Here is a 12995-nt window from a genome sequence, read left to right as displayed (position 1 = left end):
CTCGCCGCAAGATTGATTTGTTAAGTTGATTTTTGCTCAGTATTAATTGATAAAACTCACCAATGCATTGCGCTTTGCAGTGTGCCACGTACGTTTACCGGCCATCCCTGGAGCCTAGCGACATGACGATCAAACAGATCCGCGCTTTTCTCGCCGTGGCACAGAGCCTGAGTTTTGCCGTGGCGTGCGAGCGTTTGCATCTGTCGCAATCGGCCCTGAGCCTGACCATCAAGGCCCTGGAAGAAGGCCTGGGCGGGCGCTTGTTCAGCCGCAATACTCGCAACGTCGCGCTGACCCCGGAAGGCGAAACGCTGCTGCCCCTGGCCCGGCGGCTGATTGCCGACTGGGACAACGCCGAAGATGAGATGCGCCAGCGATTCACCCTGCAGCGCGGTCGCGTGACCCTGGCCGCGATGCCCTCGTTTGCCGGCAATCTGCTGCCGCCGATCCTGAAAACTTTCCGCGCTCGTTACCCCAAAGTCAACGTCACGGTGAACGACGTGATCAACGAACAGGTGCTGGAAATGGTCCGCGACAATCAAGTGGAGCTGGGGGTGGCGTTCGAGCCGATGCAAAGTTCATCGCTGCACTTTGCCCCGCTTTATAAGGACCGATTCGTTGCGGTGGTGCCGATGGATTCGCCGTGGATCGATCGGCCGTCGATCGACTGGAAAACCCTGCTGGCCGAGCCGTTTATCACCCTGCAACGGCCCTCGACCGTGCGGGTGATGCTCGAAGAACATTTGCAGGCACGGCAGATGGAACTGCCGGTGGCCTTCGAAAGCCATCAGTTGGCCACGGTGGGACGCATGGTCGCCAGCGGCCTGGGCGTTAGCGCGGTGCCGGCCCTGTGCGCCGGGCAAATGCGCGAACTCGGCGCCCGCTGCCTGACCTTGAACGAACCGGTGGTGGAGCGGGCCATCGGCGTGTTGACCAAACCCGGCCACGAACTGTCGGCGGCGGCGCAGGCGTTGTTCGATATTCTCAAGGCTGAAAACTACGGCGCACGGTTGTCCTGAACTCGTCCGACCCATCCGTCAGCCTTAACACCCCCCCTTGCGCTCTGTCAGTCGAACCGGGTTGGCCGGGATTGGGGCTGCTTCGCAGCGCTGCGCGAGCAAGCTCGCTCGCCACAGTGGGGTGGGGTTGTGCCTTAGTTCATCAATCGCCGCGCCAGCAGCGGCAGTAACTGCTCGCACGACCCCTCGATCTTCAGATCCAGAATCTCATCCGCCCGGGTCTTGCCGAGGTTGATGGCGATCAGCGGTTTGCCCTGATCCACGGTCGCCCGGCACAGACGAAACGCCGAGTAGGCCATCAGCGACGATCCCACCACCAGCAAGCCATCCGCCTGTTCAACCGCGGTCATGGCCTGGACGGCGGTAGCCGGTGCAACGTTTTCGCCGAAGAACACCACGTCCGGTTTCAGCCGCTCACCGTCGCAATACGGGCAGTGCGGCACCTGGAAACGCGCTTCGAACGCCGGATCGAGCAGGGTATCGCCGTCCGGCGCCTGCACCGCATCCACACCCGCCAAGTCGGGATTCTGCGCCTCCATCAACTGCTGAATCCGGTCGCGCTCGCTGTTGCGGCCGCAGTCCAGGCACAGTACGCGGTGCAGGCTGCCGTGCAATTCGATCACCCCGTGGCTGCCGGCCTGGTCGTGCAAGGTGTCGACGTTCTGGGTCAGCAGCGCGCTGATCCGCTGTTGGCCCTGCAAGTGCGCCAAGGCCTCATGCGCCACATTCGGCCGCGCCTGGCGCACTCGCGGCCAGCCGAGCATCGCCCGCGCCCAGTAACGGCGCCGGGCTTCGGGCGCGGCGAGGAACTCCTGATACATCATCGGCTGCCGACCTCGACGCACGCCCTCATTGTCGCGGTAATCCGGAATGCCCGACGGTGTACTGATGCCGGCACCGGTCAATACGGCGAAGTTGCGTTCGGCCATGGTCTGCACGAGACGGTCGAGGTGTTCGGCTATCAGGCTGTCGAGCATAGGGCACCGCCTCACGGATCAGGAGTGACGCAGGTTAGCACTTGTCGCAGTGCGTTTAACGCTGGGCCGGTGTAGCAGGGAAGTCCTGCCGTGTATCGCAATGTATCAAGCCCTCCCGCCGATACAGTGCCTCGCATTCCGGGCATCGCCGTACACAGAGCAGATACAAAGCTGCGCTCCACTGTGAGCACCGCCGGACTGCCAACCAAACGCCGTACCGGCGGCCCATTTTTCGGCCGTCGCACCAGGCGGCTGGTTCACGCCTGACAACGGTCCGTACCTGATGCGGACAAAGGGGACACCATGAGCACGCTTCTGCCTGAATCGAACCTCGAGACCACGCCCGTCGAACGCCTGCGCGTCAACCAATACACCAACGGCCTGATCGGCCCGAGCCAGGCGATGCTTGGCCCGCTGGCCGACGGCGGCACCCTGATCACCGGCACGCCGCCGGGCTGCTGGGGGCCGATGATTACGCCGGCGTTCGAGGGCGGCCATGAAGTAACGCAACCGGTGGCGATTGCCGGGGCGGAGGTTGGCGACGCCGTGGCGATCAAGATCCAGCGCATGCGTGTGACGTCCCAGGCCACGTCGTCGGGGGTGATGAGCTTCGTTGAAGGGCGTTATCACGGCGATCCGTTTGTCGCCAAGTTCTGCGGCAAATGCGGCACTGAACACCCTGCCAGTCACGTCGAAGGCATCGGCGAAGACGCTATCCGCTGCAACCACTGCGGCGCCGAAGTCAGCGCGTTTCGCTTCAGCCACGGCTACGTGATCGTGTTCGACGCCGAAAATCAGGTCAGCCTCACCGTCAATCAGGATGTCGCCAATCGCTTGGCCGGCCAGGCTCCGGAAATGTCCGCGTTGCCAGAATTCGCCGCTCAACACTCGATCCTGTCCCTGGCCCGCGCCGACATACCGGGCGTCGCCGCGCATATGCGACCGTTCCTCGGCAACATCGGCACCACGCCGTCCCGCGACTTGCCGGACTCGCACAACTGCGCCGACTTCGGCCAATACCTGATCGACGCGCCGCACCGTTTCGGCATGAGCCGTGAAGAACTGCACGCCGCCAAGACCGACGGCCACATGGACACCAATTCTATCCGCGAGGGCTGCGTGTTGATCTGTCCGGTCAAAGTACCGGGCGCCGGGGTCTACATGGGCGACATGCACGCTCAGCAGGGCAACGGTGAAATCGCCGGGCATGCCACCGATTGTTCCGGGGAAACCGAAGTCACGGTGCAGGTGATCAAACACCTGACCATCGAAGGCCCGATCCTCCTGCAAAATCTCGACGACCTGCCACCGATGGCGCGGCCGATGAACGCCGAGCAACGCCAGCAGGTAAAGGCGCTGGGAGCACGCTGGGGCCAGCATGAGGTCGAGGAGACCGGGCCGATTACTTTCATCGGCAGCGGTGAAAACCTCAACGTCGCGGTGGAGAACGGCTTGCAACGCGCCGCTGCAGTCACCGGTTTGCCCTACGACGAGGTGCTGAACCGCGCGACCATCAACGGCTCGATCGACATCAGCCGCTTGCCGGGCACCATTCGCGTGACTTTCCTGTGCCCGATGGACGTGCTCGACCGCATGGGCATCGGCCAACTGGTGCGAGAGCAATACGACTTGTAAGCCTTGGGACGGCGGGTTTGTACCGGAATGTGTACAGGCCCGTTGGCGATACAACCCGCTGTCATTCAGCGCAATACCGCACACATCCGCGATACAGCCGTCCGGTTAACTGGGCTCATCGATATGAACCCGCGCAAACCCTGGATGAGGACACCGATGATGAACACTTCCCACGTTTCAGTTGCCATGGCCGCCGGGATTGGCCTGCGTCGCGGCCTGCTCGCCGCCCTGCGCGCCGCGCCGCCGGGCCAGTTCGATTTCCTTGAAGTTGCCCCGGAAAACTGGATCAACATCGGCGGCGCCCATGGCGCGGCCCTGGCTGAACTGGCCGAGCGCTATCCCTTGTCGTGCCACGGCCTGTCACTGTCGCTCGGTGGTTCGGCGCCGCTGGACACGGCGTTCCTGCAGGAAGTGCGAGGGTTTCTCGATCACCACCAGGTGCCGCTGTACAGCGAGCACTTGAGCTATTGCAGCGACGACGGCCACCTCTACGACTTGCTGCCGTTGCCATTCACCGAAGAAGCGGTGCATCACGTTGCCGCACGGATTCGCCAGGCCCAGGACATCCTCGGCCGGCGCATGGCGGTGGAAAACGTCTCTTATTACGCCGCCCCGCGCCAGGACATGGACGAGTTGGCCTTCACCAACGCGGTGCTCGCCGAGGCCGATTGCGACTTGCTGCTGGACGTCAACAATGTGTACGTCAACTCGATCAACCATGGCTTCGATCCGCACCGTTTCCTCGCTGGCATTGTGCCGGGGCGGGTGGTGCAGATGCACATTGCCGGGCACTTCGACGAATCCGACAACCTGAAAATCGACACCCACGGTGCCTCGGTCAAACCGGCGGTGTGGGCGCTGCTGGCGGACGCTTACGACCGCTTTGGCGCGCAGCCGACCCTGCTGGAACGCGACTTCAATTTCCCGGCGTTCTCGGAACTGGTGGCGGAGCTCAACACCATCCGTCGTCTGCAACACGAGGCGTCGATCGTGCGCGAGGCGGTGGCCCATGGCTAAGCCCGAACTGAGCCTGCAACAACAGCAGCACGAACTGACCCGCTATCTGCGTGACCCCGAACACTGCGCACCGCCCGAGTCGATGAACGCGGCGCGGGTCAAGGTCTACCGCGACCTGGTGTTCAACAACTTGCTGACCTTGCTCAGTGGCACGTTTCCGGTGTTGGTACGAACCTTGGGCGATCAGCGCTGGCGCACCCTGCTACGGATATTTCTGCGTGACCATCGGGCGCAGACGCCCAAGTTTGGGGAGATTGCCGAAGAGTTTGTCGGCTTCCTTGCCAGCGAGCCCGCAGCCTTGAGCGAGGGCCAGTGGCCGGCGTTCATGGTCGAACTGGCGCACTACGAGTGGGTGGAGATGGCCTTGCAGCAATCCAGCGCCGAACCGCTGCCCCACAGCGATGCCACGCTGCTGCCTGACCGTCCCTTGCGGGTTTCGCCCCTGGCCTGGCCGTTGGCGTACAGCTGGCCGGTGCAACACGTTGGCCCGGATTACCAGGCCGACACACCACCGGCGCAGCCAACCCTGTTGCTGGTGCGGCGCTCGGCGGATTTCGAGGTGCGCTTCTCGGAACTCAGCCCGCTGGCCTGGCGCCTGCTGCAGCGTCTCGAAGAGGCGCCACAGCTGACAGGTCTGCAACAATTGCAGGCATTGGCGGTAGAGGCGGGGATGGCGGATGTCGGCGATTTTATCGACAACGGCCTGGCGCTGTTGCAGCAGTTGCATGGCCAGGGCGTGATTGGCGTGGCCTAGCCAGCAGGCTAAAACACAAAACCCGCCACGAGGGCGGGTTTCGCTAAGGGCTGAACAAGCTCCCGGCTTGGGAGCCGCCTATCAGCTCGGGAACAGCTCGGACAGTTTCATCGCCAGCATCATGTCGCCTTCAGCGCGCAGTTTGCCTCCCATGAACGCCTGCATGCCGTCGGTCTCGCCGCTGACGATGCCTTCCAGGGTTTCGCCGTCCATCACCAGGGTCACCTGGGCGTCCGGGTTCTCGCCTTCTTGCAGCTCGCAGGTGCTGTCCTTGACGATCAGCGAGAAATTCTTGGTCTCGTCGATGCGGAAACCGAAAACCAGGTCCAGGCCGGCAGCGGCGGCTGGGTTGAACTTGGCTTTCATTGCTTGTACGGCGTCGGCTACGGAGGTCATGGTTCGATCCTTTTCGGGGTTGATACAACAAGGGTCACAGCGACCGGACTCAGCGGAAAGTGATGAGGTCCGGGTCTTTCAGCAGTTGCAGGTGTGCATGACTGTTGAAGGAAGCCAGGGCCACCTCGCGACCACGGAACTTGAATTGGTTGAGCGAGGTGTTGACGATTTGCCAGTTCAGTTCAAAGGCCTGTCGCGCAGGCATCTGGGTAATCAGGTGGAGCAGGGCGGTGATGGTGCCGCCGGAGGTGAACACGGCGATTTTCTGAGTGTTATCAGCCTGTTCGAGGATGCGCTGCAAGCCACCCTGGACGCGCTCGACAAAACCCAGCCAGCTTTCCAGGCCCGGCGGATCGTAGTGGCCGCTCAGCCAGCGGTCGATGATCAGCACGAAAATGCGCTGGAACTCGCCGCGATTCTGCGCCGCATTGCGCAGGATGTGCAGCGCTTGGGGTTCTTCCGGCAGCAGGTCGGGCAACAGCGCGCGGATCACCGCGTCGGCATCGAATTCGTTGAAGGCTGCGTCGGTTTCAACAACAGGGCTCGGCAAGCCCACGCGGGCGAACTGCGCCAGCGCGTTGCTCGCGGTGTCCTGCTGACGGCGCAGGTCCCCGGAGAGGCAGCGATCGAAACTCAGACCCAGCTCGGCAAGGTGCTGGCCGAGCACTTGCGCCTGACGCACGCCGGTGGTCGACAGGACGTCATAGTCGTCTGCACCGAAGGAGGCCTGGCCATGTCGAATCAGATAAATGCTGCCCACGTCCGCGTCATCCCGGTACGTTGAAGGTTCGGCGAGGTTATGAGGATGCCGGTTAGCTGTCAATGAAAAAACATACGCTTGTTTGAACCGTCCGATACGCAGTCGTTGCCGCAGGTTTCACGGCTGGCCCCGAGGCGGGCGCATGGGTATGCTGGAGGCATTCCGCGCCCGGGCTATAACGGGCGCACTGCACGTAAGGAGTCCCTGTGGAGTTTCTGTCCGAATATGCCAGCTTCCTGGCCAAGACCGTCACGCTGGTGGTCGCCATCCTGGTGGTGCTCGCCAGTTTCGCGGCGCTGCGCAGCAAAGGTCGGCGCAAGTCGGCCGGTCAACTGCAAGTCAGCAAACTCAATGATTTCTACAAAGGCCTGCGCGAGCGCCTCGAACAAACCTTGCTCGACAAGGATCAGCTCAAGGCCTTGCGCAAATCCACGGCCAAGGCCGAGAAAAAACAGAAGAAGCAGCCGCCGAGCAAATCCCGGGTGTTCGTGCTGGATTTCGACGGTGATATCAAAGCCTCGGCCACTGAGAGCCTGCGCCACGAAATCACCGCGCTGCTGACCCTGGCCACGCCCAAGGACGAAGTGGTGCTGCGCCTCGAAAGTGGCGGCGGCATGGTTCACAGCTATGGCCTGGCCTCGTCGCAATTGGCGCGGATTCGCCAGGCTGGCGTGCCGTTGACCGTGTGCATCGATAAAGTGGCGGCCAGTGGCGGCTACATGATGGCGTGCATCGGTGAAAAGATTATCAGCGCGCCGTTCGCCATCCTCGGCTCAATCGGCGTTGTGGCTCAACTGCCGAACGTCAATCGCCTGCTGAAAAAGCACGACATCGACTTCGAAGTGCTGACCGCAGGCGAGTACAAACGCACCTTGACGGTGTTTGGCGAAAACACCGAGAAGGGCCGGGAGAAATTCCAGGAAGACCTGGACATCACCCACGAGCTGTTCAAGAACTTCGTCGCCCGCTACCGGCCGCAACTGGCCATCGACGAAGTAGCCACCGGTGAGATCTGGCTGGGCCTGGCGGCGCTGGACAAGCAACTGGTGGACGAACTCAAGACCAGTGATGAATACCTCGCCGAACGCGCCAAGGGCGCTGAGCTGTATCACTTGCACTACGCCGAACGCAAAAGCTTGCAAGAACGTATCGGCATGGCCGCCAGTGGCTCGGTGGATCGCGTGCTGCTGAGTTGGTGGAGCCGGTTGACCCAGCAACGCTTCTGGTAAAAATTTTCCTCTTTGCATCAAGGCCCGGCCACGTTAAGTGACCGGGCTTTTTTTGTGGGCAACTGTTTGTTGGAAACTCCGCTTACCCGATTGCTGAGTGCGCTGTGCGGTATATATGTATATCTTAAGTTTGAATAATTAATCATTTGTCCGGAATACCCATTCAGTTTTCGGACTTTAATTTTTAAGGGGCGACGCTAGGCTTTAAGTTCGAATCGTTAATAGAGTTAATTCACTTATGTCTGCAGATTTAACAATAAGGTCAACTGCAACTTCATCAGTCACTGCGTCGGATCAAGCCACCATCAGCATGACCCCGGAACAACAGGGTGTGTTCTTTGAATTCTTCAAGGCCAGGCTCCTACCAGCCTGGCTCAGCCAAGCCAGTACCAGCCTGCGCACCGCGCTGCATGCACGCATTGTCGCCAGTCAGGTCACCCGCGTGGCCGCGTCGAAGGCGCTGTCCGCACTCAAAAGCCCACAGCAATTCTGCACTCCGTTATTGTCCGAAGCGCTGGCGAAAAAACTCGGCGAGTCCTTGGATATCCGCGGCGTGGTGTTTCAGCATATTCGTTCTACGTCCAGCCTGTTCGGTTTGCGCAAAAAACTGGTATTGCCGATTGATCGGGACTTATTGATTGCGGCCTGCGATAACTTCGAAGCCAGTGAAACGCTGCCCGGTAATTATCATGAACAATCGATCATCTATCAGCCTGAACGAATGAATGGCAAGGCCAATAAAATCTTGGCCATTCAACCCCACGAGTTTGCGCACTTGTGCCGCACGCTGGATTTGGGCAAGCACTATCAGACTCATCTCAACAGCGTCTTCGAGCCGAACGTTCCCACCGGGCAATTGCTTTTGAAGACTACCGCGCATACGCGCAGTTGCCTGGACGTCGACCGGCATTTGGCACTGATGAAGAACGACATTAATGCGGATGTATTTCGCATGCTCGGCGAGCTGGTCGGCAATGGGTCGTCGATCAAACTCGACAACAAACCGATCGCCTGCAAACAGATCGATGTGTTCGGTCACAGCTTGCACGGTGCGCTGCTGATCGTCGCGGTAAGTAACGATGAATTCACCGATAACCCTTGCGTGCTTTACCTGCCCGGAGCGCCGGAGCAGCCCCTCAAGGCCTATCCAAACCTGACGGCATTGCAGTTCGATTTGTACACGCGCCTGGATGACAAAACCTTCGAGATCTTTTTGCTGCGCTTTGTTTTGCTAAGCAATCGCGCCGGATTTCACTCGGCGCTCGCGACCCGCGGGGTCCGGCCGCCCACCGGCTGGTTGCTGCCATCGCAAGCGACGCTGTTGCCCGTCACTGCGCGCGCGGTGGCGGGCGATCCCTTTGTCGAACTGTACCGGCAACGTGTCGCGCAGGTCATGGCGGATGCGCGTCTGCTGGTGGTGCCCACCGACGACGAGGACGAGAAAAGCCGCTTGGCCCGGATGGAAACCTACAAAACCATGGGCCTGGATCTGGTGCTGTTCGGCGTGTCCTTCATTCCGGTGGTGGGGGAGGTGCTGATGGCGGTGGCCGCCGGCGAATTGTTGCTGGGCGTCTACCACGGCCTGGAGAGTTGGTCGGCGGGTGAGCAGGAGCAAGCGACGGATTATTTCTTCGATACCGTGGAAAACCTCATCACCATGGCAGCGTTGTCCGCTGGTGTAAGCGCCGCCAGGGCGGCGTTCAAGACCGTCCGCACCAGTACATTCGTCGAAAGCCTGCGCCAGGTCCAATGGTCGAGCGACACGCAGCGTTTGTGGAAACCCGATCTGGCGCCGTATCGGCAGAGCGTGACGCTACCTACTTGGCTCAAGGCAGACGAGAAGGGCCTGCACTGGTTTGAAGATCAGGCTTACCTGGCTCTGGATAAAGACCTCTACGCGGTGCGGCCGGTAGCGGATACCGGTGTGTGGGAGATCGAAGGTTCGAAGCTCACCGATAGCTATTCGCCGCGACTTGAAACCAACAACCTCGGCGCCTGGCGGCATGATTCCGAGTTGCCCGGCGAATGGACTCGGCTGCAGCTGTTCCGGCGGTTGGGCTACGCCGAGCGGGACATCCCGGATGCCAGGGCTATGCAGATTCTCTCCGTAACCGGCATCAACGAGGATCTGATGCGCCGCGTGCTGATCGATCGCACGGCCCCGCCTGCTCTGCTGCTCGATACCGTGCGCCGGTTCGACACCGACCAGAGCGTGACTGACTTCATCGCGCAGTTGCAGGCGCCGTCATCCGCCGCGACAGCTGACGCTGATCTGCAACTGCGCTTGCTGACGAGCCTGACTGCCTGGCCGCCGCAAACGGCGATTCAGGTCACCGACCCCGTTGGCGGGCAAATCAATCGTTACCTGGCGGAGGATGCCGACCCTGGGTCCGCGAAAACTCTAAAGCTGACGCAAGATCGGTTGCTGAGCGGGCAGTGGTACGCGGATGCACTGTCTGGCCTGGACGACCGGGAGCGTGAACGCTTGCTGGATATAACCAGCAAGGTCGCCAGCGAGCAGGCCAGCGCCCTGGTCGCGAAACTGGCGGAGCAGGCCGATCGCCAACGGGGTAAGTTATTCCAGTGGATCTACCAGCGTAACACCCCGCTCGACGAAGCGAGGGCGACGCCTTTGCGCGACCGCTTCGCGCAACTGCCGATCAGCGTCATCGACGAACTGATCCACTACGCCGACGGCAGCGAGCTGGCGGAACTGGATGCGGGCAATGTGCCGTTGCGCCTCGCGGAAGAAGCGCGGCGCTTCGAGCAAGTGGTTCAGGTCAGCAGAGCCTATGAAGGCCTCTACCTGGACGCAGTGGGCGGGATCGACACCGATCGCCTGGTGTTCAGCGCCCTCAAACACCTGCCGGGCTGGAAAGGCGACCTCTATGTGCAAATGCTCGAATTCGCGTTTTACAGCGACGAACTGGCGAGTATCGGCCTGGAAAGCTACTCGCAACATTTGCGCGTCAGCGCCCATCCTGACCGCTATGAAGCCCGCGACGCCGAGTCCAATTTATTGAGCTATTTGCCGGGGCGCACTCGCGCTCATTATTTCCAGGCGCTGTGGGAAGGCCTGTCGCTTGCCCGTCGCGAGGCGCTCGAGGTGGCGGTCGAGGATCAAGGGGCGGCCCTGCGAGAGAAGATCACCGCGTTGGCCCTGGCGCGTCGGCCGCACGCGGAACAGATCCTCGGCATGCACAGCGTTCACCCCGGCTACGTGTCACCCATGCGCCTGGCGGATGTGCTGTTGGGCACCGCTTCCGGCAATATGCCCTCACAGCCGTCGACACCCGTGGTCCGGCCTGCGGCGCTGGTCCGGCGCGCCCAGGAGTTGTTTCCCACCCATTCGCTGCAACAGATCGACCTGTTTCTGGCCAGTCTCGACCCGGTGGACGTGCTGGCCCTGCGTAAGCTCGAAGCCATGCGCCTTGAATTCCTGACGATCAGGCAAGTGCTGCAGAACTGGATCAACCGCGACACCTGGACGCAAACGGAGGACGGACCACGGCTCAAAGTCTCCGTACTGGCGAAGACCCGTGCGGCACAGGAAATCATTCGCTGCTGGCGTCGTGAAACGGCCAGCACCCTGACCCTCGATGGCCGCTTGTACGAGCTGGCGTTGCCGCCGCTACAACTTGGCGATTTGCCGATGATCACCGGTGATTTCAGCCACGTCGGAACGCTGGTCATGGACCGGGTGGGCGCCAGCGCCGGTCTGAATACCTTCCTGCACAACTTCAAGTTTCTGCGCCGCCTGTCCCTGGTGGGCAACCGGCTGACCCGCCTGCAACATGCCATCGGTGCGATGTCGCGTCTGGAAGTACTGGACCTGAGCGAAAACCAGATTCAACTGAGCGCGGCAGCCGTTGTCGAGCTGGCGGGGCTGACTCGATTGAAACAGATCAATTTAAGTGCCAATCCATCCTTGGGCCGCACGCCCGATGTAGCGCAGATGCAGCTATTGGAACGCCTGGAACTGCGGGGCACTGCAATCAGTGAGTGGCCCAAAGGCGCAAGTGGTCTGCCTCGCTTGCGCGTGCTGGATTTGCGCGATAACCGCATCACCGACATTCCGGAGGACGTTTTCTCCGCCGCCCTCCTGTTGAACAAAGGCACGGACCTGTTCGGCAATCCGCTGTCCGCCAACGCCCAGCGTCGGGTTGCCGATTACCAGCAACTCAGTGATATCAGCCTGGGGTTGAGCGTGCTGGGGCGAATAGACGTCGTGCAGGACGTGCTAATGGACACGGCCATGAGTTCGACCTGGCTGACCGGTGCCAGCGATATCGACATGATGGTCAAGCGAACGCTGTGGAGCGCGTTGTACGCGTACCCCGACTCGCGGCCGTTTTTTCTGTTGCTCGCCCGTCTGCGCTACACCGCGGATTTTCGCCTGGTGTACCGCTCGCTCAGTCGGCGCGTGTGGGACGTGATCGAAGCGGCAGCGGAAAACAGCGCGTTGCGCGCCACCCTGTTCCGCATGGCCAATATAGGCCAGGTCAGCGCCGACGGTTCATCGCTGTTGTTCAGCGATCTGCATGTCCGGGTGCTTTGTTATCGGGCGATGACGGTGGCCAGGGCCGCGACGGTGAGCCAAGAGGGCGAGTTGACGCAATTGTTGCGAGGCCTATTCCGGTTGCAGGAAGTGGAGCGCCTGGCCCTGGCCAACATCATCACCCGCGCGCGGACGGGCCCCGTCACCCTGGAACAGGCGATGGAAATCAGCCTGGCCTACCGAGTCGGGCTGGCGGAACGGCTGAATCTGCCCGCGCAGCCGCGGGACGTGAATTTTCAGTTAGGCGTGGAGGTGCTGCCACAGACCCTCGATTGGGTCTACGCCGAGGTGGTCAAGCTGGAGCATACCCAGGCGCTCGCGCACTGGATCACTCAGCAGCAGTCCTGGACCGAATACCTCGAGGGCCTGCACCGCGCTGCCTTCGATGACATCGTCTTGCGCGCGACGGCGTCTTTCGGGCAACTGGATGGCCGTCAGCATTTCACCCGTGAACAGTTCAACCGCCAGATGGACGCCATCGTCAGTAACTTCGCCAACGAACGGGTAGCGTTGTTCCGGCGCCTGACTGCCGAGGCGTTGGAACGCAACCCGGGGTTGCCATTGCCGGTGACGAATGAAGAGCCGCCGCGAACCTCTTCGCGATTTTCCACGCGCCTAGCGTCGGGCGACATCACCTCTTGATCATGCAA

General features: G+C 61.4%; 9 protein-coding genes. 6 read left to right on the top strand and 3 right to left on the bottom strand.

The genetic code is table 11. The features are described 5' to 3' along the window. The first annotated feature begins 122 nt into the window (after positions 1 to 122). Positions 123 to 1019 (top strand): LysR family transcriptional regulator, encoded by an 897-nt coding sequence (locus RG836_RS14125; protein WP_310846420.1) that lies wholly within the window; start codon positions 123 to 125, stop codon positions 1017 to 1019. A gap of 134 nt (positions 1020 to 1153) precedes the next feature. Here RG836_RS14125 and RG836_RS14120 read toward each other — a convergent pair whose 3' ends face one another. Continuing rightward, positions 1154 to 1996 carry an NAD-dependent protein deacetylase gene (locus RG836_RS14120; protein ID WP_310846417.1) on the bottom strand — a complete coding sequence of 281 codons (843 nt, stop codon included), beginning with the start codon at positions 1994 to 1996 and terminating at the stop codon, positions 1154 to 1156. A gap of 303 nt (positions 1997 to 2299) precedes the next feature. Here RG836_RS14120 and RG836_RS14115 point away from each other — a divergent pair, with 303 nt between their 5' ends. The 3 genes from RG836_RS14115 (at position 2300) to RG836_RS14105 (ending at position 5402) form a co-directional block, all read left to right on the top strand. Further along, positions 2300 to 3631, top strand: a complete 1332-nt coding sequence (locus RG836_RS14115) for an acetamidase/formamidase family protein (RefSeq protein WP_310846414.1) — start codon at positions 2300 to 2302, stop codon at positions 3629 to 3631. Positions 3632 to 3790: 159 nt separating this feature from the next. Next, a complete protein-coding gene (locus RG836_RS14110; RefSeq protein ID WP_310846411.1) occupies positions 3791 to 4648 on the top strand; it encodes an HvfB family MNIO-type RiPP peptide maturase in 858 nt (285 codons plus the stop codon). Continuing rightward, the gene (locus RG836_RS14105) at positions 4641 to 5402 is read left to right on the top strand and encodes an HvfC family RiPP maturation protein (protein WP_310846408.1); all 762 of its coding nucleotides are present in this window, start codon (positions 4641 to 4643) and stop codon (positions 5400 to 5402) included. Before RG836_RS14110 ends, RG836_RS14105 begins: the two co-directional genes overlap by 8 nt. Positions 5403 to 5483: 81 nt before the next feature. Here the strand turns inward: RG836_RS14105 and RG836_RS14100 are convergent, their stop codons facing one another. Both RG836_RS14100 and RG836_RS14095 read right to left on the bottom strand, forming a co-directional pair. Next, positions 5484 to 5798: an SCP2 sterol-binding domain-containing protein gene (locus tag RG836_RS14100; protein ID WP_310846405.1), complete on the bottom strand. Its 315-nt coding sequence runs from the start codon at positions 5796 to 5798 to the stop codon at positions 5484 to 5486. Positions 5799 to 5847: 49 nt separating this feature from the next. Next, positions 5848 to 6558 (bottom strand): histidine phosphatase family protein, encoded by a 711-nt coding sequence (locus RG836_RS14095; protein ID WP_310846402.1) that lies wholly within the window; start codon positions 6556 to 6558, stop codon positions 5848 to 5850. A 206-nt stretch (positions 6559 to 6764) separates the two neighbouring features. Here RG836_RS14095 and sohB point away from each other — a divergent pair, with 206 nt between their 5' ends. Together sohB and RG836_RS14085 are read left to right on the top strand one after the other, a co-directional pair. Next, complete coding sequence (gene sohB, locus RG836_RS14090; protein WP_310846399.1) at positions 6765 to 7787, top strand: protease SohB; 1023 nt, start codon at positions 6765 to 6767, stop codon at positions 7785 to 7787. A 310-nt stretch (positions 7788 to 8097) separates the two neighbouring features. Next, positions 8098 to 12987, top strand: coding sequence for a dermonecrotic toxin domain-containing protein (locus tag RG836_RS14085; RefSeq protein ID WP_310846397.1), 4890 nt, complete (start codon positions 8098 to 8100; stop codon positions 12985 to 12987). Positions 12988 to 12995 lie beyond the last annotated feature (8 nt).

Origin of the sequence: Pseudomonas rhizozeae, from assembly GCF_031583775.1 — a bacterium.
In the GTDB taxonomy this organism is placed as follows: Bacteria; Pseudomonadota; Gammaproteobacteria; order Pseudomonadales; family Pseudomonadaceae; genus Aquipseudomonas.
The sequence above is the reverse complement of the archived record's forward strand: the minus strand, read 5'-3'. Positions and strand labels throughout refer to the sequence as shown.

Bases quoted from the DNA above. Each gene is read 5' to 3' on its own strand.
- RG836_RS14125 (WP_310846420.1), top strand. From the start codon at position 123: ATGACGATCAAACAGATCCGCGCTTTTCTCGCCGTGGCACAGAGCCTG.
- RG836_RS14120 (WP_310846417.1), bottom strand. From the start codon at position 1,996: ATGCTCGACAGCCTGATAGCCGAACACCTCGACCGTCTCGTGCAGACC.
- RG836_RS14115 (WP_310846414.1), top strand. From the start codon at position 2,300: ATGAGCACGCTTCTGCCTGAATCGAACCTCGAGACCACGCCCGTCGAA.
- RG836_RS14110 (WP_310846411.1), top strand. From the start codon at position 3,791: ATGAACACTTCCCACGTTTCAGTTGCCATGGCCGCCGGGATTGGCCTG.
- RG836_RS14105 (WP_310846408.1), top strand. From the start codon at position 4,641: ATGGCTAAGCCCGAACTGAGCCTGCAACAACAGCAGCACGAACTGACC.
- RG836_RS14100 (WP_310846405.1), bottom strand. From the start codon at position 5,798: ATGACCTCCGTAGCCGACGCCGTACAAGCAATGAAAGCCAAGTTCAAC.
- RG836_RS14085 (WP_310846397.1), top strand. From the start codon at position 8,098: ATGACCCCGGAACAACAGGGTGTGTTCTTTGAATTCTTCAAGGCCAGG.